Raw genomic sequence first — 23,013 nt, 5'->3', positions numbered from 1 at the left:
GTGAAACGGGAAACGCTCTCGCAATTGAATGCTGAACGCAGTGCGCGCCGTCCCGCGATCGTTGTCACCAACATCGCGACCGGAGAGCAGCGCCTCGTCAAGGCTGCCGATATTGCGAAGGACCCGCTGCACGCCGAGCTCGACAAATATCTTCGGATGGGCCGCAGCGAGCTTATTCAGGTCGGCGACGATAATCTGTTCCTGAACATTTATGCGCCCACGGCGCGTCTCATCATCATTGGTGCGGTTCATATCAGCCAGACGCTCGCGCCGCTCGCGCAGTCGCTCGGCTATGACGTCTGTATCGTCGATCCGCGCACCGCGTTCGCATCACCCGAGCGTTTTCCTGACGTGCAGGTCATTGCGGATTGGCCCGAGGCCGTGTTGCCGTCCATGAATGTCGATCGCTACACGGCGCTCGCCGCACTGACCCACGATCCCAAGGTCGACGACTTCGCGCTCCTGCATGCGCTTGAGCGGGGCTGCTTCTACATCGGCGCGCTTGGCTCGCGCAAAACCCATGCAAAACGCCTCGCGCGCCTCAAGGACGCGGGCGAAAGCGACAACTCGCTGTCCCGGATACGATCGCCGATCGGCATCGATATCGGGGCAGTGTCTCCCTCCGAGATCGCGGTCTCCGTTATGGCCCAGATCACGGCTTCATTGCGATTGCCGACCGCTGGCGTTGGCGTCCCACGAGAGAGTGTTCCGGCATGAAATTTGGACCTGTTTCACCCAAGGAAGCAATCGGCGGGGTTGCAGTTCATGCGATCCGCCAGAGCGGTGTCGTCCTCAAGAAGGGGACGCTGATCACCGGCGCAGATGCCGAGGCATTGGTTCATGCCGGCGTCAAAGAGATCGTGGTTGCGCGGCTTGAGGCGAACGATGTCTCGGAAGACGAGGCAGCCTCCGGTGTCGCGCAGATGATTGCGGGTGAGGGCATCCATGTCGAGAAGGCCTTTACCGGCCGTTGCAATCTGTTTGCTGCCCGTCCTGGTATCTTGATGGTTGATCGCAAGGCGGTCGATGAACTGAATCGTGTCGACGAGTCGATTACGTTTGCGACCCTGCCGGCTTTCAAGGCCGTCACCGAAGGCGAGATGATCGCGACCGTGAAGCTCATTCCTTTCGGTATCGACCGTGCGGTCTACGACAAGGCGGTGGACGCTGCGCACCAGCGCCGGATTGATGTCGTGCCCTTCACCGTGAAGCGGGTCGGTGTCGTGTCGACAATGCTGCCCGGCCTCGCGCCCAAGGTGATCGACAAGACCGTGCAGGTGACGAAGGAGCGCCTTGCGCGTGCCGGTGCCGAGGTGATCGCCGAGCGGCGCGTCCAGCACACCGAGCCGGCGCTGCGGGAGGCCGTCAAGGAGCTCGTTGATCTCGGCTCGGAGCTTGTCCTGATTTTCGGCGCGTCCGCGATTGCGGACCGGCGCGACATCATTCCGCTGGCAGTCGAAAATGTCGGCGGCAAGGTCGAGCATTTCGGCATGCCGGTCGATCCGGGCAATCTGCTTCTCGTCGGGCGCATCGGAAAGGTGCCCGTGATTGGCGCGCCGGGCTGCGCCCGTTCGCCGAAGGAAAACGGTTTCGACTGGGTACTGATGCGCCTTCTCGCGAACCTCAAGATGACCCGCGAGGAAATCACTGCGATGGGCGTCGGCGGGTTGCTGATGGAAGTTATCCAGCGTCCGCATCCTCGTGTACCGGAGCCGGATGTGATCGAAACCGATGTCACCGCCATCATTCTCGCCGCCGGCCGCTCGACGCGGATGGGCGGGCCGAACAAGCTCCTCGAGAAGATCGACGGCAAGCCGCTGGTGCGCATCGTCGCCGAGCAGGCGCTGGCCTCGCGGGCGGAGTCCGTCGTTGTAGTGACAGGTCATCAGCACGAGCGGATCGAGGAAGCGCTGTGCGGCCTCGATGTCGGCTTCGTGCACAATCCTGATTTTGCGGAAGGGCTGGCGACGTCGCTCAAGGCCGGTATCAAGGCGGTGCCGTCGTCGAGTGGTGCCGCGCTGGTCTGCCTCGGCGACATGCCGCTGGTGGACAGCAAGGTGCTCGACCGCCTCATCGAGTCTTTCGCGCCGGAGAAGGACGGTTTGATCGCCATCCCGGTGGCGGAAGGCCGTCGTGGCAATCCGGTGCTGTGGTCGCGTCGGCTGTTCAAGGAGTTGCTGACGCTCGAAGGCGATATCGGTGCGCGCCACATCATCATGAAGCATAACGAACTGGTGGTCGAAGTCCCGACGACCGGCGTCGGTGTCTTCCTCGATGTCGATACGCCCGAGGCGCTGGCCGACGCGTTGAAGCACCGCTGAGGCCCGGTGACGGTTTATTCACCAAGTTGAAACCGGTTTTCGGATAGCGTTGCCCCCGCTTTTGGGGGAAGCGATATGCGAAGCACCTTGACCTTGCGTTTTGCCGGGCTGTTTCTGGCCGCGCTGTGTTTCAGCGGCGTGTTGCCTGCATCGTCTTATGCGGCCGGTGCGCTCGCGGTCGGCAAGTGCGGCGCTTACGGGCAGGCCTTTGACCATGCGCGGCAGGAGGCAGCCATCGCCTCGGCGCGCAAGCAGTGCAAGGGCGACTGCACGGTGGTGACGATGCGGCGCGCCTGTGCCGCTTTCGTCGTCGATATGAAAAATCCCTGCGGCGCCTTTGGCTATGCGGTCGAGCCGCGCATTTCGAGCGCGCTCAACGCTGCAAGCAAGAAGTGCTACGCCTATGGCGGCCAGGAATGCGTAATCCGCGCCTGGGCCTGCGATGCGCGCGGCTGAGATTCGTTATCGCCGTATCAGGACGCTGAAGCGGCCGTAAAGGCCGGAGCGGCGGCTGTTGTCTTGAACGTAGCCTCCGCCGAATGCCCATTCGTAGCCCGCAAACTGCAACGATGTGAGATGCGCGCCCACGCGGTATTGCTGGTAGTTACGATCACCTGACGTTTCGATTTCGGGCCCCGCCCAAAACCGATCGAGCAGCCGCCAGCCGGTGGCCGCACGCGCACCATAGCTGCCGCCGATTGTAGAGGCCGTGAGCGTCGTCGCCACCATCATCCGGGCGGGCAGGGGCTCCCACCAAGCGTCGAGATTGACGCGTGCGCCGAGATGGGTACCGCGCAGCCGGTTTCCGGGATCATCCGGCAGCGTCCAGTGGTGCTGGACGTCGAGCCCGGCATAAATTTTCACTTCGAGGTCGCCGCGCTTGATGCGATAGCCGGGCAGAACCGAGGCGGCGAGGCCGATGCCGCGGATGTCGGTGGTCCACGACCGATAAAGGTAGTCGCCGCCCGCGAGCAGCATTTTCAGGGTGAAGCCGTCGGCGTTGAGTCCGCCGGGCGACCACAGCGCGCCGCCATAGCTCGTCCCACCCTTTCGCCAGAGGTCGGCGCCGGTAAAATAGAGGAAGGTCGCATCGCGATGGTTTGTCGCGTCGGCTTCTCCGTCATCAGGTAAAGGCTCGCCGAGCGCCGGTCCTGCAAAGACCGAGGTTACGCCAATCCACGCCACTGTGAGACTGCGGACGCAACGCATACTGCCCTGGCTCTCGGGCTATGTGAAAAACTTACGTAGAATTACGTGAGCCAGTAAACCGGCAGCGCGTGCTGACGTCCAGCAGCAAGGGAAGAACGTCTAAGGAACGAACGGAAAAAATTTAAAACTGCGGCGCAACAAGATGTTCGGGAGTGACGTCATCGCGCTCCTCGATGATCTCGGCAATGAAGTGGCGATGGCAGTTGGTATGATCGCGTTCGAAACATAACAGGCACACCGGCCCCGTCTTTTTGACGAGCTCCGCGAGTTCGTCCATTTCGTGCTTCGCTTCTGCTGTCTTCAGATGCGCGGTGTAGATCTTCTTCATGGTGGCGATATCGCCTTTGCGCACGGCCTCGCGGCCTTGCTTCGGCGTGCCGAGCCCGCGGAATTGGACGTAGCCGATGCCGCGTTCGTCGAGACTTGCGGCAAGCTGGTTCTTCGAGAAGCCCGCGCGGCGCGACGAAGCGATGGCGCGCACGTCTGCAAGGATCTTGACGCCGGCGCGCTCCAGTTCGTCGAGCACGGCGCGGGAGCTGACATGCTCATAGCCGATAGTGAAAATCTTTTTCTTCTTTGCCATGGTCATGGTCCTTCCGGTCTTCAATTACTTTTCGGAAACGCGGCCGATCAAATCCATTGCGCCGGCCGGCGCATGAACTTTTCCTCCGTGAATGATGTAGGCGAACACGTCGCGGGGCTTCTTCTTCGCGGCAGGCTTACCGATGCGGGGCAGATCGTCCGGCTCACCGCCGTCTGCCCAGGTCCGCAGGCGCTCCGCCCATTGCCCGAGCTGTTTCGGAGGATAAGCTGTTTTCACGCTATCCTGTCCGGTCTGCAAGCGGGCATAGACGAAATCGCCGGTGATATCCGCGATTGCGGGGTAGGTCGCATGGTCGGCATAGACGACCGGGACCGCGAATTTCTTCAGAAGCGTGATGAAGGCGTCGCAGCAGAAGCTGTCATGACGGACTTCCACGACATGCCGCAGTTTGCGCCCGTTGAGCTCGCGCGGCAGGAGTTCGAGGAATGCGCCGAAATCCGCCTCATCGAAGCGCTTGGTCGGCATGAACTGCCAGAGCACCGGGCCGAGCTTGTCGCCGAGTTCGAGCACGCCGGAATCGTAGAACCGCCGTACGGAGTCGCCGGCTTCGGCCAGCACCTTGCGGTTGGTGGCAAAGCGCGGCCCTTTCAGTGAAAAGATGAAGCCTTCGGGCACCTCGGAGGCCCATTTGCGGAAGCTCGCGGGCTTTTGCGAGCCGTAATATGTACCGTTGATCTCGATCGAGGTGAGCTTCGAGGCCGCGTAGCCAAGCTCTTTCGATTGGGCGAGCTTTTCCGGGTAGAACACCCCGCGCCACGGGGCGAATGTCCATCCGCCGATGCCGATGTAAATTTTGCCTTTATTCATGCGGTTCCCCTGCGTCCTTTTGGCCCCCTTGCGGAAGGGGTCCTGCGCCCCCATCTCCCATTCAACGGCGATGTTGTTGCCCCCGCACCGTCGCCGAAACGACCACGAAAGACCGGCAAATCTTCGTGATTTGCCCGGGCGAGCGCCGGATGTACGCGCAGCCCGCGTCATTCGTGGTCGTTACCATTTTCAACCCTAAATTTACTCTGCGCCACCGCGATTTCCGCGGATTACCATTCTGGCAACGTGTTGCTGCGAAGGTGAAGGTCACATGGCCGCCCACGGGCGAGGCCGATCGTCTGCCCTGGACCTGCCAACGACATGACTTCGCTCGCGCCCCTCAGTGCCAATCCCGCAGCTATTCGTGCTGACAGTGTCGCGCCGCAGCTTTGCATTGTGGTGCCGACCTTCAACGAGCGCGACAACGCGCCGGTACTGTTCGAAAAGCTCGACGCTGCGCTGCAGGGCATTCCTTTTGAGGTCATCTTCGTCGACGACAATTCGCCCGACCGCACCTGGGAAGTCGTACGTCGCCTCGCGCAGCAGGACACTCGCGTGCGCTGCGTTCGCCGCATCGGCCGCCGTGGCTTATCTGGCGCGTGCATCGAAGGTATTCTGGCTTCCTCGGCGCCGTTCGTTGCGGTGATGGACGCCGACTTGCAGCATGACGAAACGCGACTGCCGACAATGCTTGCGCTGCTGCAGAGTGGCGAGGCCGAGCTCGTGGTCGGGAGCCGCTATGTCGGCGGTGGCAGTGCTGACAGCTTCAGCAGCACCCGCGCAGGCGGCAGCAAATTCGCGACCGTGCTCGCCAAACAGCTTCTGCACATCGAGATCGCCGATCCGATGAGTGGGTTCTTCATGGTCCGCCGCGATCGTTTCGAGGCGATTGCACCCTCGCTCTCCGAGCAGGGGTTCAAGATTCTGCTCGACCTGATCGCGTCCGCGAAAGGTCGCCTGCGCACGGTCGAAGTTCCGTTCACGTTTGGCACACGACTGCACGGCGAGAGCAAGCTCGATTCGCTCGTGGTGATGGATTTCCTCGGCCTCGTGTTGGCGAAGCTCACCCTCGATACCGTGTCGCTGCGGTTTCTGATGTTCGCCTTCGTCGGTGGCATCGGCCTTCTGGTGCACCTGGCGACGCTCTACCTCGCGCTTGCGATGAACGCGCCGTTTGCGGTCGCACAGGGGATTGCGGCGTTTACCGCGATGACCGGAAACTTCCTCCTCAACAACCGCCTGACCTATCGCGATCAGCGGCTGCGTGGCGCGAAGCTCATTCGTGGATTGATCGCGTTCTACATCGTCTGCAGCGTCGGGCTGCTCGCCAATGTCGGCGTTGCTTTCTCGGTCTATGACCAGAACGCTGTGTGGTGGCTTGCGGGTATCGCTGGCGCGTTGATGGGCGTGGTGTGGAACTACGGCATCTCGAGCCTTCTGGTCTGGCGCAAGCGATAAACGCATCGGTCGCGAGCCTCAGCTCGCGACTTTGATAGCTGGCGCGAGCCGCTGGCCGATGCCGAGCCGGTTCATCGCATTCATCAGTGCGATGACGACGGTAACGTCCGCGATTTCCTTCTCGCTGAAATGCGCTTTCATCTCCTCATAATCGGTATCCGGCGCGCCGGTATCTGCGACGAGGGTGAGGCTCTCCGCCCAGTTCAGCGCCGCGCGCTCGCGTTCCGAGAAGAACGGCGCCTCGCGCCAGGTGATGATGCTGTTGAACTTGCGGGCATCGTCGCCGGCCTTCATCGCGTCGCGCCAGTGCAGGTCGACGCAATAGGCGCAGCCGTTGATCTGCGAAATACGCATGAACAGCATGTCGATCAGCGCGCGGTCGAGACCGCACGCGCCGACATACTGATAGAGCGGGCCGAACGCTTTCATGGCATCCGGCGCGACTTTCTTGATTTCCACGCGGTGGGACATCACTGATTCTCCGGTTGGGGATGACGTATTTTAGCACCATGCGGAACTGTTGCATCGGCAGGCGAGGGGCTTTCGCGCAAGCGATGAGCGTGTTTAGCTTGGCGTCGACATCGCAAAGCCTTGGGAGACCATGATGGGATTCGGACTGGGATCGCGTGCGGCTGGATGGGTAACCGCTTCGATGCTGCTATGCGTGCCGGCGAGCGTGCAGGCGCAGGGTACGACAGATGAGCGCGAGGCCTGTACACCGGATGTCTTCCGGTTGTGCAGCCACTACATTCCGAATGCCGATCACATCGCGAACTGCCTGCAGCAGGCAGGGCCACGATTGAGCCCGGCATGCCACGCGGTGTTTTATCCGCCGCGTACCTCAGCGCGAAATATCCGTGCCACCAAGCGTCGCTATGCACCGCCGCCGCGCCGGAGCATTGCCGATGACGACGATGACGATTGAGATTTGATCCTGTGATTGAATAAAGAACGCCACGCATGATGCGTGGCGTTCTTCTTGAGGACTGCGATTAGCGGCAGAAACGCTTCGTGGTGACGATGCGCTGCCCGTAAGGACCACGGCGCACGATCTTGCGCACGGTACAGTGCGGGCCACGGCGAACGACACGACGCGTAACGTAGGCATTCGTGACGCCGGGATGCGGGATGTTGGTCAGGCCGAATGCAGGCGCTGCCGCCGGAGCAGCTGAGGCCGGAGCGGCAAGGGTGGCAAGGCCCAGCGCAAGGGCTGCAGCAAATCCGAAAGCAATTTTTTTCATGGCGGGTCTCCTCGGTGAGGTGGACGAATAATCGTGTGACGATATTAATCATCGCCGCCGGCCATTGTTTCTGAGTGGTGATGACCGGAGCATGAACAGGCGATACAGGATGGGCGTGCTTGCGATAAATGTGCGTGAACGAATTTTCATGTTCGTCGTTTGTCGCTCGCATTCATCGCGTTGAAGCTGCGAATTCAACGGCGGCCTCTCGGGTACGAGATGGATGCTTGCCGATGTGCCGGCATAGTGCGAGCAGGGGACGCTCCAGCACGATGTTGAGCGCAAGGCCCGCGGCGATCACCAGTGTGCTTGCCAGCAAGACCAGTGACCATGGATGGATCGTCGGAGACAGCGCCGCCACGCTCTGCGCGGCGAACACGACGAGCGGCGCCTGCACCAGATAGATCGAGAACGATGCATCGCCGAGCCGCTCGCATGCATGCTCGATCCGCGACGGCTGCGTGCGCTGGCGGCTGATCCACGCTGCGATGAGCACCAGGGCAGCCGACGGCAGACCATAAATTAGCGCGCGGTTGGTGGGTTCTGTCGCCAGCAGCACAATCGTCGTGCAGGCCGTGGCCACCAGCAACGCGCGATGACTTTTGTTCGCGCGCATACCCTCGATGAACAGAATAGCTGCAATGATGCCGTAGATGAATTCCAGAATCAGCGGATCGGTGAAGAACGTGTAATGCCCCAGCGCCTCCGCGACCCCGGGAATTTTCCCGATCATGACGAGACCGCAGAACGTCACCACCACGGCGCGCCATGCATCCTGCGTCAGTGCCATCAACAGCGCGAGTGCGAGATAGAAAAACATCTCGTATTCGAGCGACCAGCCGACGAACACCACCGGCATCTCGCCGCTCGTGAAGGAGATGAAGGCGAGCGACTTCAGAACGTGAGGCAGCGTGTACCAGCCCGGCGCGTCAAAGATGGCGGGCAGCACCATCGCAAGCGCCGTCATGATGACGATCATCGCCGCGTAGAGCGGCACGATGCGTTCGACACGGCGACGCAGGAACGCCGATGGCGTGAGTGGCTTGCCGCGCGCAAGGGCTGCCTGCGTCGCGTAATACATGATGAAGCCGGAGATGACGAAGAACAGATCGACGCCATGGCCGAAATGCCAGAGGCCGAGCGTGGGTGTCTCCGCGGGTACGTTGATGTGGTCCGGCGCGATGCCCCAGACATGAAACGCCACCACGGCGGCTGCAGCGAGAAATCGCAATATCTGGATGTGGACGAGCATGCGCCTCCTTGCGCCCGGAGGGACACGCGAAGTGGAATGAATGGGGGCGGGCATTGTTCCGCGCGGAATCGCATGGGACGAATGTCGCCAAAGCTCCTTTGTTAAAGAGGCTCCACTGTTAAATTGCCGGTCAGCATGTTCGCGGGTGCAAGATTGGCAGTCATGCAGGGTTCCCGTAACATGCGCGAATCCGACCTTTCGCGATAAAGGCCTCAAATTGAACATTTCACGGTTGCGCGGTGCTTGCCGGTGCTGGTTGGCTCTTTTGCTGTGGCTCGCGCTGATGCCGGCTGCGATCAGCCTCTTGTCCGCAACGCCATCCTTCAGTCAGACGCGCGCCGCCAATCCCGCGCCGGTGGATCGTGAGCTCGTCATCGGCACCAAGGTCGCGCCGCCATTCGCGATGAAGGACGAGAACGGCAACTGGAGCGGTGTCAGCATCGAACTCTGGCAGCATCTCGCCAGCCGGCTGAAATGGAATTACCACTTCGTCGAGGCCGATACTGTGCCGGCGCTTCTGGACGGTGTGAAAACCGGACAGTTCGATGTTGCCATTTCCGCGATCAGCATCACGGCGGAGCGCGAGCAGGCGCTTGATTTCACGACGTCGTATTTCCACGCCGGCACCGGCGTTGCCGTTCAGGCGGACCGCATCACCAACTGGATTCCGGTGATCAAATCCATCGCATCGTGGAGCTTCCTGCAGGCGGCACTGACCTTGCTCGGACTCGCGGTCACTGCGGGCGTGGTGATCTGGCTGTTCGAGCGCAAGGCGAACGATGGATTCGGCGGCACCGTGGTGCGCGGCCTGTCCTCCGGCGTGTGGTGGTCGACCCACACGATGACGCAGCGCGCGGCGGGCGGCATCATGCCGTTGACGCTGCCGGGGCGCATCATCGCGATGATCTGGATGGTGACGTCGGTCATCGCGATTGCGGTGTTCACCGCAGGCATCACTTCGTCGCTGACGACGAAACGGCTGCACGGCATGGTCAATTCGGTGGCCGATCTGTCGTCCATCAAGGTCGGCGTGCCCGGTGGAACGTCGTCGCAAGACGGGCTGACGCGGCTGCGCATCGTTCACTCGGTGCTGCCGTCGCCGCAGGATGGGCTCAAAGCGCTGCGCAGCGGCAAGATCGATGCACTTGTTTACGATCGTCCGCTGCTCGCCTGGATGATCCGCCAGCAGGGACTGTCGTCGCTCGATCTGACCGACCTGATGCTGGAGCCGCAGCGTTATGCGATCGCCATGCGCCCGAACAGCAAGCTGCGCAAGCCGCTCAACGTCGCGATGCTGCAGGTCACCGAATCCGACTGGTGGCGTGACACGCTGTTCCGCTATCTCGGCTCGACGTATTAGACGCACGCATTCTCGCCCCTGTTCTTTGCGGCGCGTGCGTAGGGGCTTGCCCCGTTCGCACCAGAATCAACCGCGCCATTGACAGGATATGCAACATCGCCTCTGTTCTTTGCGGCCGTGCGTAGGGGCTTGCCCCGTTCGCACCAGAATCCAACCCGCGCCATTGACAGGGTATGCAACATCACCCCTGTTCTTTGCGGCGCGGGGACGCCGTCGCTCTCAAACCAATCGTTCACGCCCAAGAAAGAGGGCGCGCGGAACGCCGGATGCTCGCCGCATCCGCAGCCTCGCGTGCGATATATAGTTGTGCACACGAGCTTCAGTCACCACGGTTGCGCCGGAGACATCCGGCGTTCCGCACGCAATGGTTTTAACGGCTTGCTTCGTGCTCTCCCCGGCGAACGCCCGCAGGCTGTCACCGTCGTCTCCGCTGAGGCCGACGCCTCCGGTTGGAAGCGAACGGGGCAGGGCGGATTTCGCAGGACCACACGACTTGGGCCGTCCGCACAGCGCCGCCGTCAGCGCATTCTCCGCAGGTCACGCCGCCCGTTGAAAACAAGGCGACGCCCTCCCGCTTCAAACCGCGCCTGACGCTGCCGCGTCCACCGCATCCCGCCTCGCGTTCGTGACGATCGCGATCCGCCCCTCGAGTGAGACGGGATGAATAGGAATATAAACCTATATATCTCATTGTCAAGTCCGCAAGAGTAGGCGATCCACTATATCTTAGAGCGACTATTCGTGTTGATAACTAATGACCGAATCGGTACAAATATTTTATGCAATAAATACAATAGATTATGAAGTAATAACAACCATAGGTAGGTTACCCAAAAAGGAGATTGAATAAACTCTGCCTTGAATTGTCTACCCGCATGCTTATGTCGAAGAAATTCTATTCATAGGAGGGTTGAGTGAATACGACAGATGCACTGTTGAAGGGCATCCTAGCCACGCTGGGCCGCACAGCATTTCCTCCGGAAGTGCTTCGCAAAATCGTCGCTCCTACCAAAGGCAGCGCCAAACAAGTCTTGGCATACAACTTGTGCGACGGCGAGACGCCGCAGGCCGACATCGGAAAGCGCGTCAAGCTCGACAGCGGAAACCTTAGCCGCACAATTGCGAAATGGGTTGAGGCGGGCATCGTAATTCGCATTGGTGCGGACGACCATCCGCTGCATCTTTATGCTTTGCCCCTCAAACCCGAGAAAGAAACTGCTTAGTCATGGCCGATGATATTTCCTCGAAACTCGACATCCTCATCAAACTGCAAGCTGCCGCCCTGACGGCCTCGATGCCGTCCAGCAAGGACAAAATCCTGTTCTTGGATTCCGCAGGTTTGCGGCCAACGCTGATTGCCGAAATCCTGGGTACCACCGCAAACCACGTCAACGTGACGCTCTCGAAGGGGCGCAAGCCAAAAGGGAAATAAACGCCATGGACAAGAACTCTGGGAACGAAGTCGTCGAAGAACTTCGCTCCGTCAAAATGCTTCTCATTTTGCAAGCGCTGGCGATTGGTTGTCAGCAAAAGCATATTGCCGCCGCGCTATGCGTCAGTGAAGCCACCCTGAGTCGCATGTTTCCGAAAGGCTTCGCCAAGGAAATCGCCAAGATTGCCGGGCGTCCGGAGGCGCGCGCATGATGACTGAAGAACAAGCCGCCGCTATCCTCAAAGAGCTTGAGATATTACGGAAGCTAAAATTGCTTGAATTCCTCGATAAGGGATACTCGCAGGGGCAACTTGCGAAGGTGCTAGGCGTGAGCCAGCCGACCATCAGCCGTATGGTGCCGAACGTCACGTTGAGCAAAAAGGGTTGAGCCAGTGATTCGCCAATCCGTCATCGACCCGACAGGCAACCATGAAGAGAATGTCGAACGTCTCGGAAAAGACTTGGGCAAGGCGCAACTGCGCCGCAAACTTTTCAATACCGTCTATGGTCGCGGTTCTAGACCCCGCTCGAAAAAGGAACTTATGGCTCAGGCGCACATCAAGGCCAAGGATTCCCAGCAGGCACAAAATGAGATTGAGTACCTTTACAAAAAACACCTCATCGACCGGGCAAAGAACGAGGGTTACGCTGCCGACAGGAGCCAGTACGTTTATTCAAAAAACGAGTTTGTCCGCGCCAATCGGGAAAAGATCGTCCGTGTTGCCGATAACCCAAAATTCGCTGCAAGGATTCCGACCAAACGTAAGCCGGTAGTTCGGGGCGGAAAGACAATCGTCGTCAAAACCATTACACGCCGCGCTTTGAAGGGAAAAAAGCGCCTCGACGTTCTTTATTCGACTGCGAACCCCGACCTGCAAAGTCCGCTACGCGTCGATGCCGAAATACGCCAAGTGCAGGAAGTCGTTCGTGGCTCCAAGCTCCGTGACAGCGTCGCGCTTCACTATCGGCCTGCTGCGAATTTGACATCTATCATGGATGGTTTGAATGACCTTGAGCCGGGCATTGTTCATTTTTCTGGGCACGGCTTCAGCGGTGGCATCGCTGTGGATCATGCCAAAGTAAAGCCGGCGTTGGGCAAGGTCGTAACCTTCGATCTTCTCGCGAAAGCCGTTAGCGCAGTCGATAACCCGCCTCAGGTTATTGTTCTGAACTCCTGCCATAGCGCTGGCGCGAAGAGCGCGTTTCTGCCGCCGGCGAAGGCGATTGTAGTAATGGGGGACTCAATAAGCGATTTAGCGGCGACGGCGTTTGCCGCCCGCTTTTATGCCGCTATCGCTTCGGGACAATCACTGCAAGCCGCTTTCGAGCAGGGCCTCGTAGCCATCGAGGCGGTTTCTATCAGCGAGGCTAAAACGCCCCAATTGTTGGTGGCGAATGGCGTAAACGCAAAAAAACTAGTTCTTGCTTGATCGAGTTTGGAATATGAAGGGCGCGGTTTGCACCGCGCCCTTCATGTTTTGTGGAGCGAGATTCCGGGTCTGCGGAGCGGCATGAAGAATGCCGCACCGCGCCCGGAATGACCGGATTTCTTAGAAATCCATGCCGCCCATGCCGCCGCCGGGCATGCCGCCCGGTGCGCCGGCGCCGCCCTTCTTGGGCAGTTCGGCAATCATCGCTTCCGTCGTGATGAGGAGCGAGGCAACCGAAGCCGCGTTCTGGATCGCAGCGCGCACGACCTTGGTCGGGTCGATGATGCCCTTCGAGACCAGGTTGCCGTACTCGTGGTTCTGCGCGTCGTAGCCGTAAGCGTACTGCTCCTTCTCAAGCACCTTGCCCACGATCACCGAGCCGTCGTCGCCGGCGTTGATGGCGATCTGGCGGGCCGGCGCGGAGAGAGCCTTGCGCACGATCTCGACGCCGGTCTTCTGGTCGTCGTTCTGGGTCTTGATGCGCTTCAGGCCTTCGCTGGCGCGCAGGAGAGCGGTGCCGCCGCCCGGAAGAATGCCTTCCTCGACAGCCGCGCGGGTCGCATGCATCGCGTCGTCCACGCGATCCTTGCGTTCCTTCACCTCGACCTCGGTCGCGCCGCCGACGCGGATCACCGCGACGCCGCCCGCGAGCTTGGCGAGACGCTCCTGCAGCTTCTCACGGTCGTAGTCCGAGGTGGTCTCCTCGATCTGCGCCTTGATCTGCGCCACGCGCGCCTCGATGTCGGCCTTCTTGCCGGCACCGTTGACGATCGTGGTGTTCTCCTTGTCGATCATCACCTTCTTGGCGCGGCCGAGCATCTGCAGGGTCACGTTCTCAAGCTTGATGCCGAGGTCTTCCGAAATCGCCTGGCCGCCGGTCAGGATCGCGATGTCCTGCAGCATGGCCTTGCGGCGATCGCCGAAGCCCGGCGCCTTGACGGCGGCAACCTTCAGACCGCCGCGGAGACGGTTGACGACGAGGGTGGCGAGAGCCTCGCCTTCCACGTCTTCAGCGACGATGACGAGCGGCTTGCCGGTCTGCACCACGGCCTCGAGCAGCGGCAGCAGCTCGTTCAGCGAGGAGAGCTTCTTCTCGTTGATGAGGACGTAGGCGTCGTCGAACTCGACGCGCATCTTGTCGGCGTTGGTGACGAAGTAGGGGGAGATGTAGCCGCGGTCGAACTGCATGCCTTCGACGACGTCGAGCTCGGTGTCGAGGGACTTCGCTTCCTCAACGGTGATGACGCCTTCGTTGCCGACCTTCTGCATCGCCTTGGCGAGGAACGCACCGATTTCGGTGTCGCCGTTGGCCGAGATGGTGCCGACCTGGGCGATCTCGTCGTTCGAGGTGACCTTCTTGGAGTTCTTCTGCAGGTCCGCAACGACAGCCTCGACCGCGAGGTCGATGCCGCGCTTGAGGTCCATCGGGTTCATGCCGGCGGCAACCGCCTTGGCGCCTTCCTTGACGATCGCCTGCGCGAGCACGGTCGCGGTGGTGGTGCCGTCGCCGGCGAGGTCTGCCGACTTCGAGGCGACTTCGCGCACCATCTGTGCGCCCATGTTCTCGAACTTGTCCTCAAGCTCGATGTCCTTGGCGACGGTGACGCCGTCCTTGGTGATGCGCGGCGCGCCGAACGACTTGTCGAGCACGACGTTGCGGCCCTTCGGGCCGAGGGTGACCTTCACCGCGTTGGCGAGAATGTCGACACCGCGCAGCATCTTGTCGCGCGCGTCGACGCCGAATTTTACTTCTTTGGCTGACATAGTTTGATCTCCTGAAATCTCGATTGCGACGTCATGGCCGGACTTGTTCCGGCCATCCACGTCTGGATGCGTGGAATGAAGGGAAGACGTAGATCACCGGGATATCGACGCGAAGACGTGCTTCGCACTTCAGCCCGGTGATGACGGCTCCCGTAAATGCGTTAGGCCGCCTTCTTCTTGGAGCCGACGTCGGTGAGGACGCCGAGAATGTCGCTTTCCTTCATGATCAGGAGATCCTGACCGTCGATCTTGACCTCGGTGCCGGACCACTTGCCGAACAGCACGATGTCGCCGACCTTGAGATCGATCGGGATCAGCTTGCCGGCCTCGTCGCGGCCGCCGGGGCCCACCGAGAGGATTTCGCCCTGCGAAGGCTTTTCCTTCGCGGTGTCGGGAATGATGATGCCGCCTGCGGTCTTCTCTTCGGCGTCGATGCGCTTGACCACGACGCGGTCGTGAAGCGGACGGAATTTCATGCAGTCCTCCTAAGATATTGAAATTGTTGTCTGTCTTTAATTGGCAGTCGTTCAGTGGGAGTGCCACCGCCGACCCTCGGGACATAGGCGAGCTTTTGTCGCCGACAAGAGGAACATAGCAAATTTTCTGGCACTCAAAAATGACGACTGCCAGAAATCGTTAATGCGAGGCGCGGGGAGTCCTGCGGCGTGGGGACAAGGCCGGAGCGCGGAAGGCTACATCGCTCCGGGCCGTGACCGGCCGCCTTGATCCGTTTGTCAGCAGTATTGCTGGCCTGCTGCTAATTTATTGATATTTAACAATTTATTTAACTTTGAGGCTTGAGATCAGGGAAGTTCATGCGTCAGATTCACCTGTGCGTCGCGAGGGGCACGGGCTTGAGGCGAGACGCGGAGCCATTCCGAAGCTTTTCGGAAGGCTCGCGCCATCGGCGGCCCGCCGCCCTCCCGGGATGCACGTCCCCTGAACGGAGGCTGGAATGGCGTTGCAGAAGGCATCGGAAACAAGGGCATCGGAGACATCGGTCAGCTCCGATTTTCAGAAGCAGCTCAAGGGCTACGGGCTGACCACGGCGGAGATTCTCTATCGCCGGCCGGACCATCACTGGCTGCTGCAATCCTACGTCTGGCAGAACTACGACCTGTTTCCGAACTTCCCGGCGCTCAACGCCTTCCTCGAATTCTGGCGCGACAAACTCGAGGGGCCGCTGTTCGCGGTGACGGTCGCGCATTCGCGGCTGATCAAGCCCGCCGAGATGAAAGCGATCGACGGCGTGTTTCGGCTGCATTGAAGTTTACCCGTGTCCCGAGCGCAATGCAGCGCGCAAGCGCTGCGTTGCAGAACCGGGACCGTCTCGTATCCGGTCTGGCGCGGCCCCGGCTCTGCGGAGCGGCATGAAGTATGCCGCACCGCGTCCGGGGCACACCCGTGTAATTGGCAGGGCGGTCCTAACCCCGCCCGACGAACGGCATCTTGGTCGCCATCACGTTCATGAACAGCACGTTGGCGTCGAGCGGGCGCGTGGCCATGAACACCACCGCGTCGGCGACGTTCTGCACATCCATCGTCGGTTCGACCATCACGTCGCCGCGCGGCTGGCGGATGCCTGCCGCCATCGGCTTGGTCATCTCGGTCGCGGCATTGCCGATGTCGATCTGGCCGCCCGCGATGTCGTAGGCGCGGCCATCAAGCGCGATCGAGCGGGTGAGGCCGGTGATCGCGTGCTTGGTGGAGGTGTAAGGCGCGGAGAATGGCCGCGGCGCATAGGCCGAGATCGAACCGTTGTTGATGATGCGGCCGCCGCGCGGCGTCTGGTCCTTCATGATGCGGAAGGCATGCTGTGTGCACAGGAACGGAGCGGTGAGATTGGTCGCGACCGTTGCCTGCCACTGCGCCAGCGTGAGTTCTTCCAGCGGCACCGGCGGCGTGCCGACGCCCGCATTGTTGAACAGCACGTCGAGCCGTCCGTATTCCTTCACGATGCGCGCGAACAGCGCATCGATCGCGGCCGGGTCGGTCATGTCGGCGGGCACGGCGAGACAGGTGCCGAGCTTGCTTCCCTCGGCTGCCGCTTCATCGAGCTTGTCCTTGCGGCGCGCGGTCAGCACCACGGTGAATCCCGCCTTGATGAGCGCGAGCGCGCAGGCCTTGCCGATCCCGGCGCTCGCACCGGTGACGAGGGCGACTTTGAGTTCAGACATGTTTTGCTTCCCGATTATATTTGAAGTTATTATTTCGCATTTCACTTTGTCATGGCCGGGCTTGTCCCGGCCATCCACGTCTTTCATTTTGAAAAGAAGACGTGGATGCCCGGCATTAAGCCGGGCATGACGAAAAACTACGCTTTGCTATGCCCATAAGGCGGGCGCGGAATGCTCTGATAGGCCGCGCGCAACGCTTCGCTCCACTGGCGGCGCAGCGCGCGGAAATAGGGATCATCGTCCTCAATGCGTATATTGAGTTCGGCCGTGCAGGCATCGTTCCGCAACAGCAGGGCGTCGATCGGCGGGCTGACGCCGAGATTGGAGCGCATGGTCGAATCCATCGAGATCAGGCCGATCTTGAGCGCATCATACAATTCGACATCGTAGGAGATCGCGCGGTCGAGCACCGGCTTGCCGTATTTGTGCTCGCCGATCTGCAGGTAAGGCGTATCGGTGGTGCAGGCGATGAAGTTGCCGGCGGGGTACACCATGAACAGGCGCATCGGCGCGCCCTTGATCTGGCCGCCGAACAGGAACGACACATCGAAGTTGATGTCTTCCGCCTTGAGCGCCGGACCCTCGATGCGGCTGACGGTGCGGACCGCGCGGCCGATGCGTTGCGCGGCCAGAAACAGGCTCGGCGCGTTCATCAGGGTTTCGATCTCGCCGGTCAGCGGATTCTCGATACCGTCGGTGAGCACCGTGAGCACCGACTGCGTGATCGCGAGATTGCCGGCGGAGGCGAGCGCCATCACCCGCTCGCCCGGCTGTTCGAACACGTGCAGCTTGCGGAAGGTCGAGATGTTGTCGAGTCCCGCATTGGTACGGGTATCGGCAAGCATCACGAGGCCGTCCTTGACGAGGATGCCGCAGCAATAGGTCATGAGGGGTCTCCGCGCGGTTTTTTACGCAAACCCGCGGTGGCGGGCAACCGTCGCCGGTGTTGTCGTTCCGGTAAAGAGAGGTGGAATGCCGCAAACGGACGGTGGAAAGAACGCGGGCCCCGCGATATGCAAGTGGTGGAACAATCGCGGGTTGCTCCGCTCCGGAGCATGCAGGTGCAGACGCGCCGCCCGTTTTAATCGAGGTGCGACATGACCGAGATCGTCACTGCCGGCATTCTGGTGATCGGCGATGAAATTCTGTCCGGCCGCACCAAGGACAAGAACATCGGCTTCATCGCCGAGTACCTCACCAATCTCGGCATCGACCTCAAGGAAGTGCGTATCGTCGCCGACGACGAAGACGATATCGTCGCCGCGCTCAATGCACTGCGGCAGCGTTACGATTACGTGTTCACAACCGGCGGCATCGGGCCGACGCATGACGACATCACCGCCGACGCGGTGGCGAAGGCGTTCGGCGTGCCGATCGATTATCACCCCGCGGTGGTGGCGCGCTTCCGCGAGCGGTTCGGCGATGCGCTGAACGAAGCGCGGCTGCGGATGGCGCGGATTCCCGAGGGGGCGGAGCTGATCGAAAGCGCGACCATTCTCGCGCCGGGGTTCAAGGTCGGCAACGTCATCGTCATGGCGGGCGTGCCCTCTATCATGCAGGCGATGATGGATATCGTCGCGCCGCGGCTGCGTGTCGGCCAGCGCATGCTGTCGGATTCGGTGCGGGCCAATGCCAAGGAGGGCGACATCGGCTCGCCACTGCGCATGATCGCCACCGCCCATCCCGAAACCAGCATCGGCAGCTATCCCTATATCGACGATGCGGGCCGGCCGAACACCAACGTCGTGGTGCGCGCGCGCGACCCTGAGAAGCTGAAGGTCGCGATGGACGAGGTCAAGGAGATGCTGGCCGGACTGCATGGTTCGCGCAATCCGGTGCAGTGAGCGGCTTGTCACGCAGGCATAAGAGCGCCGTCGGGCACGATATACTCCCTCTCCCCAGTGGGGAGAGGGTTGGGGTGAGGGGGGCTGGATTTAGCGAGAGCGTACGCCCTCACCCGGATTGCCATAGCGCGGCGCAAACGCGCGTCAACGCGCTTATGACAATCCGACCTCTCCCACGGGAGAGGTGAAAGAAAGTCTGGAGTCGAACGATGAGTGAGAACGCCGCGCAAAAGCCGTTTCCGGTGTCGTGGGATCAGTTTCATCGCGATGCCCGCGCGCTGGCATGGCGGCTCAACGGAGCCGGGCCGTTTCGTGCGCTGGTGGCGGTGACGCGCGGCGGGCTGGTGCCGGCGGCGATTGTCGCACGTGAGTTGGGTCTGCGCGTCATCGATACGCTGTGCGTGGCGAGCTACGAGCACACCACGCAGACCGAGATGCGGGTTCTGAAAGGTCTGTCGGAGACGGTGACGCGGCTCGGCGGCGACAACGGCGAGGGGCTTCTGATCGTCGACGATCTCGTCGACACCGGCCGCACTGCGCGCATCATTCGCGAGACGGCGCCGAAGGCACATATCGCCGCGGTCTATGCCAAACCGATGGGCAAGCCGCTGGTCGATACCTTCATCACGGAAGTGTCACAGGACACCTGGATATTCTTTCCGTGGGACACCGGGCTGTCGTTTCAGCCGCCGATCCGCGAGAACGGCGCGTAGGCGTTTCCCACTCCCATTCCCTCCCCCGCAAGTGGGGGAAGGTTAGGATGAGGGCGTTCGCGCTATCTGCATCGAGTGATCGATAGTGGGCGTGATGAGTCACCATTGCTGCGCGCGCTCGATGATCCCTGTTGCTCTTTGGTCGCTAGCTCTTTCGTAGCTCTTGGCGATGCCAAGTGGCGTTCCTATCTCAGGCGCGGCTGGCGGGCGCTGCGTGAGCGCGCATCGCGTTTTTGCGGAAGGCGTTCCGTTCATTCATTTGTGGGGAAGTTCTATGCTGAAGGTGCGCGGTTACGCAGTTCATGATTCCAAATCGCCGCTGGTCCCGTTTTCGTTCGAACGCCGTGATGTCGGGCCGGGCGATGTCCAGATCGAAATTCTCTATTGCGGCATCTGCCATTCCGATCTGCATCAGGCGCGTAATGATTGGGCGAATTCGCTCTATCCGATGGTGCCGGGCCACGAGATCGTCGGCCGCGTGGTGCGCGTCGGCGCCAATGTGACGAAGCTGAAGGCCGGCGACTTTGCCGGTGTCGGCTGCATGGTGGATTCCTGCCGCCGCTGCTTCGCCTGCGACGAGGGGCTCGAGCAGTATTGTGAGCATGGCGCGACGCTGACTTACAATGCCCGCGAGCGGGGCAGCGATGCGCTGACCTTCGGCGGCTATTCGGAGCAGATCGTCGTCGAACAGCGCTTCGTCGTGAAGATTCCCGACACGCTCGACCTCAAGGCGGTGGCGCCGCTGCTGTGCGCGGGCATCACCACCTATTCGCCGTTGCGCCACTGGCGCGTCGGGCCGGGGCAGAAGGTCGGCATCATCGGCCTTGGCGGGCTCGGGCACATGGGCGTGAAATTCGCCAAGGCGTTCGGCGCACGCGTGGTGATGGTCACGACCTCGCCGGAGAAGGGCAAGGATGCGCGGCGTCTCGGCGCCGACGAAGTGCTGGTCTCGCGCGATGCGGAGGCGATGGCCGCTCATGCCGGGACGTTCGACTTCCTGCTCGACACCATTCCGGTCGGCCATGACGTCAATCCGTATATGAGTCTGCTGAAGCTCGACCGCACCATGGTGCTGGTCGGCGCGCTGACCGAACTTGTGCCGCCGGTGGCTGGCGCGAGCGTCATCCTCGGCCGCAAGAATCTCTCCGGCTCGGCGATCGGCGGCATGGCCGAGACGCAGGAGATGATCGATTTCTGCGCGCGCCACGACATCGTCAGCGATATCGAGATGGTGAAGATGCAGGACGTCAACCAGGCCTATGAGCGGCTGGTGAAGAACGACGTGAAATATCGCTTCGTTATCGACATGGCTTCCCTGAAAGAGGCGGCTTAGGCCAGTCTGCGGCGGATCGGGGCATGGGTTTGCCTCGGTCGCCCCGGCAGCGGCCGGACGTTCGTCCCTTCGTTGCGGATTTCGGCGCTCCGCATCGCTTTTCCTTTGGGGGGAGCGGGTGCTACAAGGCGCGACGTGCGGACGTGGCGGAATTGGTAGACGCAAGGGACTTAAAATCCCTCGATGGCAACGTCGTGCGGGTTCGATCCCCGCCGTCCGCACCACCTCTTGGACTCGCCGGCCTTCATGACCATCCCGCCCTATCTCATCAATCTCGCGCGTGATCCGGAGCGGCTTGCCGAGATGCAGGCGCGTTTCCGCGCGCTCGGGATTGCATTCACGCGTGTCGATGCGGTCGATGGAAAGGCGATGACCGCTGCGGAGCTCGACACCGTGCGCGCGCCTCATCCGGCGTGGCTGCCGCTCAAGCCCAACGAGGTCGCCTGCGCTCTCAGCCACCGCAAGTGCTGGCAGATGATCGCTGATGGGGCGGCGAGCCATGGCTGTGTGTTCGAGGACGACATGCTGTTCTCGCCGCGGCTGCCTGCATTTCTGTCGGATACAGCGTGGATTCCGGTGGATGCGGATATCGTCAAGATCGAGGAAAGCTTCAACCGCGTCTGGATCGACGTGCCGCCGCGCGAGGTCGGGCAGGGCTTTCGGCTCGGGCGGGTACGCAGTACGCATTATCGCGCGGGCGCCTATATCGTGTCGCGAACGGGTGCGAAGCGGCTGCTTGCGATGACGGAGCGCATCAGTCTGCCGCTCGATCTGATCATTTTCGATTATGCGCTGGGCAAGGCGTCGCGTCTTGCGACCTATCAGATGTTTCCCGCGCTCGCCGTGCAGAAGAAGGGTCCTGCACTGGAGGAGGCCGGCAGCGCGGTCGGGCGCAGCGACTTCAAGCGCCGGGGCGAGCTTGCGCGTCAGGGCCGCCGCTATGCCGAGGAGTTGCGCAAGCTTGGGCACCGCTTGCGTGGCCGCCGCCGCACCGCGATCGGTTTCGACGAATCCTGAGGATTGAATCATGACGACGCCAGCACCCGCTCCCGATCTTGTCGGCGCTCACGTCCGGCTCCGCCTGATGCGCGAAGACGACGCGGACGCGCTGGTGCAGGCGGCATCCGACGGCGAGTTGTGGACGCTCAAGGTCACGACGGTGCCCTCGGCTGCGACTGTTGCGGATTATATGGCCCCCGCGCTCGACGGCTGGCGCAGCGGCTCGGTCATTCCTTATGTCATCGAGCATCGCGCGAGCGGCAAGCCGATCGGCTCGACGCGGTTCTGGAGGCTGGATCACAAGAACCGGCAGGTGGAGATCGGTCACACCTGGATATCGGCGTCGCATCAACGAACGGTGGTCAACACAGAGATGAAGCTTCTGATGCTGACCTATGCCTTCGAGACGCTCGCCTGTGTCCGTGTGCAACTGGAGACCGACGAGCTCAATGCGAAATCGCGCGCGGCGATTGCGCGGCTCGGCGCGAAGGAGGAGGGCATCCTGCGCAATGAGCGCATCATGCCTGACGGGCGGGTGCGCAACACCGTGATGTTCAGCATCATCGATAGCGAATGGCCAGAGGTGAAGCACACGCTGACGGCCCGGCTGGCGTTGCGATAGGACGCCCGATGGATTCCATCGGACACGATAATGCTCTAGGGTGCCATCCTCATTTGCTTCGGATGATTGAACGCATGCGCGATCGGACGTCTCTCTTTCTTGCTGCCATCCTCGTGTGTGGCGCGCCCGCTGCCGCGCAGGCGGCGAGCTTCTTTGTCGATCCCGCGCATTACGCGCTCTACAACTGCGAGCAGTTGAACACCGCGCGCAAGGCTGTCGCCCAGCGCGTTGCCGAGTTGCAGGGGTTGATGGCGAAGGCCGAGACCGGCTTTGCGGGGTCGCTGATGTCGGGGCTTGCCTACCAGAGCGAGTTCGTCACCGCGCGCGGTCAACTCGAACAGATCGACGAGAACCGGCAGAAGCTGAACTGCGGCCCGGTGCCGATCGAAAAGCCGGCCACGCCCACGCATCCGGACAGACGCAAATCCCATCCGAAACGCTGATGCC

The 23,013-nt window shown here is 61.4% G+C and carries 28 protein-coding genes and 1 tRNA gene; 19 read left to right on the top strand and 10 right to left on the bottom strand.

The annotated features are described in order from the left end of the window. The 3 genes from OCA5_RS12625 to OCA5_RS12615 all read left to right on the top strand — a co-directional run bounded on the left by OCA5_RS12625 (window position 1) and on the right by OCA5_RS12615 (window position 2,777). Complete coding sequence (locus tag OCA5_RS12625) at window positions 1–717, top strand: XdhC family protein (RefSeq protein WP_012562646.1); 717 nt, start codon at window positions 1–3, stop codon at window positions 715–717. After that, the gene (locus OCA5_RS12620) at window positions 714–2,321 is read left to right on the top strand and encodes an NTP transferase domain-containing protein (RefSeq protein ID WP_012562647.1); all 1,608 of its coding nucleotides are present in this window, start codon (window positions 714–716) and stop codon (window positions 2,319–2,321) included. Before OCA5_RS12625 ends, OCA5_RS12620 begins: the two co-directional genes overlap by 4 nt. Window positions 2,322–2,396: 75 nt before the next feature. Further along, on the top strand, window positions 2,397–2,777 hold the full coding sequence (locus tag OCA5_RS12615) for a DUF4189 domain-containing protein (protein ID WP_012562648.1): 381 nt from the start codon (window positions 2,397–2,399) through the stop codon (window positions 2,775–2,777). Window positions 2,778–2,783: 6 nt separating this feature from the next. Here the strand turns inward: OCA5_RS12615 and bcsS are convergent, their stop codons facing one another. From bcsS to OCA5_RS12600, 3 genes are all read right to left on the bottom strand, one after another. Next, window positions 2,784–3,530 (bottom strand): cellulose biosynthesis protein BcsS, encoded by a 747-nt coding sequence (bcsS, locus tag OCA5_RS12610; RefSeq protein ID WP_012562649.1) that lies wholly within the window; start codon window positions 3,528–3,530, stop codon window positions 2,784–2,786. A gap of 121 nt (window positions 3,531–3,651) precedes the next feature. Then, on the bottom strand, window positions 3,652–4,113 hold the full coding sequence (locus OCA5_RS12605) for a DUF488 domain-containing protein (protein ID WP_013913238.1): 462 nt from the start codon (window positions 4,111–4,113) through the stop codon (window positions 3,652–3,654). Between the two features lie 24 nt (window positions 4,114–4,137). Further along, window positions 4,138–4,941, bottom strand: coding sequence for a DUF72 domain-containing protein (locus OCA5_RS12600; RefSeq protein WP_012562651.1), 804 nt, complete (start codon window positions 4,939–4,941; stop codon window positions 4,138–4,140). 321 nt (window positions 4,942–5,262) lie between these two features. Between OCA5_RS12600 and OCA5_RS12595 the strand changes: the two genes are divergently transcribed. Further along, entirely contained in the window at window positions 5,263–6,399 is a 1,137-nt protein-coding gene (locus tag OCA5_RS12595) for a glycosyltransferase (RefSeq protein ID WP_012562652.1), read from the top strand. Window positions 6,400–6,417: 18 nt separating this feature from the next. Here the strand turns inward: OCA5_RS12595 and OCA5_RS12590 are convergent, their stop codons facing one another. Continuing rightward, window positions 6,418–6,870 (bottom strand): carboxymuconolactone decarboxylase family protein, encoded by a 453-nt coding sequence (locus OCA5_RS12590; RefSeq protein WP_012562653.1) that lies wholly within the window; start codon window positions 6,868–6,870, stop codon window positions 6,418–6,420. Between the two features lie 133 nt (window positions 6,871–7,003). On the opposite strand from OCA5_RS12590, the gene OCA5_RS12585 reads away from it, so the two are divergent. Next, window positions 7,004–7,324 carry a hypothetical protein gene (locus tag OCA5_RS12585; RefSeq protein ID WP_013913237.1) on the top strand — a complete coding sequence of 107 codons (321 nt, stop codon included), beginning with the start codon at window positions 7,004–7,006 and terminating at the stop codon, window positions 7,322–7,324. 67 nt (window positions 7,325–7,391) lie between these two features. On the opposite strand, the gene OCA5_RS12580 is transcribed toward OCA5_RS12585, so the two are convergent. Together OCA5_RS12580 and OCA5_RS12575 are read right to left on the bottom strand one after the other, a co-directional pair. After that, window positions 7,392–7,640 carry a hypothetical protein gene (locus OCA5_RS12580; RefSeq protein ID WP_012562655.1) on the bottom strand — a complete coding sequence of 83 codons (249 nt, stop codon included), beginning with the start codon at window positions 7,638–7,640 and terminating at the stop codon, window positions 7,392–7,394. Window positions 7,641–7,812: 172 nt separating this feature from the next. After that, window positions 7,813–8,892, bottom strand: coding sequence for an acyltransferase family protein (locus tag OCA5_RS12575; RefSeq protein ID WP_012562656.1), 1,080 nt, complete (start codon window positions 8,890–8,892; stop codon window positions 7,813–7,815). Between the two features lie 256 nt (window positions 8,893–9,148). Here OCA5_RS12575 and OCA5_RS12570 point away from each other — a divergent pair, with 256 nt between their 5' ends. From OCA5_RS12570 to OCA5_RS12545, 6 genes are all read left to right on the top strand, one after another. Continuing rightward, complete coding sequence (locus OCA5_RS12570) at window positions 9,149–10,252, top strand: transporter substrate-binding domain-containing protein (RefSeq protein WP_244396158.1); 1,104 nt, start codon at window positions 9,149–9,151, stop codon at window positions 10,250–10,252. 914 nt (window positions 10,253–11,166) lie between these two features. Next, window positions 11,167–11,475, top strand: a complete 309-nt coding sequence (locus OCA5_RS12565; protein ID WP_013913235.1) for an Lrp/AsnC family transcriptional regulator — start codon at window positions 11,167–11,169, stop codon at window positions 11,473–11,475. A 2-nt stretch (window positions 11,476–11,477) separates the two neighbouring features. After that, window positions 11,478–11,684 (top strand): hypothetical protein, encoded by a 207-nt coding sequence (locus OCA5_RS12560; RefSeq protein ID WP_012562659.1) that lies wholly within the window; start codon window positions 11,478–11,480, stop codon window positions 11,682–11,684. A 5-nt stretch (window positions 11,685–11,689) separates the two neighbouring features. Further along, a complete protein-coding gene (locus OCA5_RS12555) occupies window positions 11,690–11,896 on the top strand; it encodes a lipoprotein (RefSeq protein WP_012562660.1) in 207 nt (68 codons plus the stop codon). Beyond that, complete coding sequence (locus OCA5_RS12550; protein ID WP_012562661.1) at window positions 11,893–12,072, top strand: helix-turn-helix domain-containing protein; 180 nt, start codon at window positions 11,893–11,895, stop codon at window positions 12,070–12,072. Before OCA5_RS12555 ends, OCA5_RS12550 begins: the two co-directional genes overlap by 4 nt. Window positions 12,073–12,076: 4 nt before the next feature. Beyond that, window positions 12,077–13,114, top strand: a complete 1,038-nt coding sequence (locus OCA5_RS12545; RefSeq protein ID WP_012562662.1) for a CHAT domain-containing protein — start codon at window positions 12,077–12,079, stop codon at window positions 13,112–13,114. 120 nt (window positions 13,115–13,234) lie between these two features. Here the strand turns inward: OCA5_RS12545 and groL are convergent, their stop codons facing one another. Both groL and OCA5_RS12535 read right to left on the bottom strand, forming a co-directional pair. After that, window positions 13,235–14,878, bottom strand: a complete 1,644-nt coding sequence (gene groL / locus OCA5_RS12540; protein ID WP_013913234.1) for a chaperonin GroEL — start codon at window positions 14,876–14,878, stop codon at window positions 13,235–13,237. A 161-nt stretch (window positions 14,879–15,039) separates the two neighbouring features. Continuing rightward, window positions 15,040–15,354, bottom strand: a complete 315-nt coding sequence (locus OCA5_RS12535; RefSeq protein WP_012562664.1) for a co-chaperone GroES — start codon at window positions 15,352–15,354, stop codon at window positions 15,040–15,042. A 479-nt stretch (window positions 15,355–15,833) separates the two neighbouring features. Between OCA5_RS12535 and OCA5_RS12530 the strand changes: the two genes are divergently transcribed. After that, entirely contained in the window at window positions 15,834–16,145 is a 312-nt protein-coding gene (locus tag OCA5_RS12530) for an usg protein (RefSeq protein ID WP_012562665.1), read from the top strand. Between the two features lie 157 nt (window positions 16,146–16,302). On the opposite strand, the gene OCA5_RS12525 is transcribed toward OCA5_RS12530, so the two are convergent. Both OCA5_RS12525 and OCA5_RS12520 read right to left on the bottom strand, forming a co-directional pair. Then, window positions 16,303–17,055, bottom strand: a complete 753-nt coding sequence (locus OCA5_RS12525) for an SDR family oxidoreductase (protein ID WP_012562666.1) — start codon at window positions 17,053–17,055, stop codon at window positions 16,303–16,305. Window positions 17,056–17,192: 137 nt separating this feature from the next. Continuing rightward, window positions 17,193–17,942 (bottom strand): proteasome-type protease, encoded by a 750-nt coding sequence (locus tag OCA5_RS12520; protein ID WP_012562667.1) that lies wholly within the window; start codon window positions 17,940–17,942, stop codon window positions 17,193–17,195. Window positions 17,943–18,152: 210 nt separating this feature from the next. Here OCA5_RS12520 and OCA5_RS12515 point away from each other — a divergent pair, with 210 nt between their 5' ends. From OCA5_RS12515 to OCA5_RS12485, 7 genes are all read left to right on the top strand, one after another. Further along, complete coding sequence (locus OCA5_RS12515; protein ID WP_012562668.1) at window positions 18,153–18,899, top strand: competence/damage-inducible protein A; 747 nt, start codon at window positions 18,153–18,155, stop codon at window positions 18,897–18,899. A gap of 209 nt (window positions 18,900–19,108) precedes the next feature. Further along, on the top strand, window positions 19,109–19,612 hold the full coding sequence (gene gpt / locus OCA5_RS12510; protein ID WP_012562669.1) for a xanthine phosphoribosyltransferase: 504 nt from the start codon (window positions 19,109–19,111) through the stop codon (window positions 19,610–19,612). A 274-nt stretch (window positions 19,613–19,886) separates the two neighbouring features. Next, entirely contained in the window at window positions 19,887–20,945 is a 1,059-nt protein-coding gene (locus tag OCA5_RS12505; protein ID WP_013913233.1) for an NAD(P)-dependent alcohol dehydrogenase, read from the top strand. 137 nt (window positions 20,946–21,082) lie between these two features. After that, window positions 21,083–21,169, top strand: a tRNA-Leu gene (locus tag OCA5_RS12500). Window positions 21,170–21,191: 22 nt separating this feature from the next. Then, window positions 21,192–21,962, top strand: coding sequence for a glycosyltransferase family 25 protein (locus OCA5_RS12495; RefSeq protein ID WP_012562671.1), 771 nt, complete (start codon window positions 21,192–21,194; stop codon window positions 21,960–21,962). A 10-nt stretch (window positions 21,963–21,972) separates the two neighbouring features. Next, on the top strand, window positions 21,973–22,566 hold the full coding sequence (locus OCA5_RS12490) for a GNAT family N-acetyltransferase (protein ID WP_012562672.1): 594 nt from the start codon (window positions 21,973–21,975) through the stop codon (window positions 22,564–22,566). A 74-nt stretch (window positions 22,567–22,640) separates the two neighbouring features. Next, window positions 22,641–23,009, top strand: coding sequence for a hypothetical protein (locus OCA5_RS12485; RefSeq protein ID WP_012562673.1), 369 nt, complete (start codon window positions 22,641–22,643; stop codon window positions 23,007–23,009). Window positions 23,010–23,013 lie beyond the last annotated feature (4 nt).

The sequence above is a fragment of the Afipia carboxidovorans OM5 genome, assembly GCF_000218565.1.
Taxonomy (GTDB): domain Bacteria; phylum Pseudomonadota; class Alphaproteobacteria; order Rhizobiales; family Xanthobacteraceae; genus Afipia; species Afipia carboxidovorans.
This window is presented reverse-complemented; position numbering and strand designations above follow the sequence as displayed.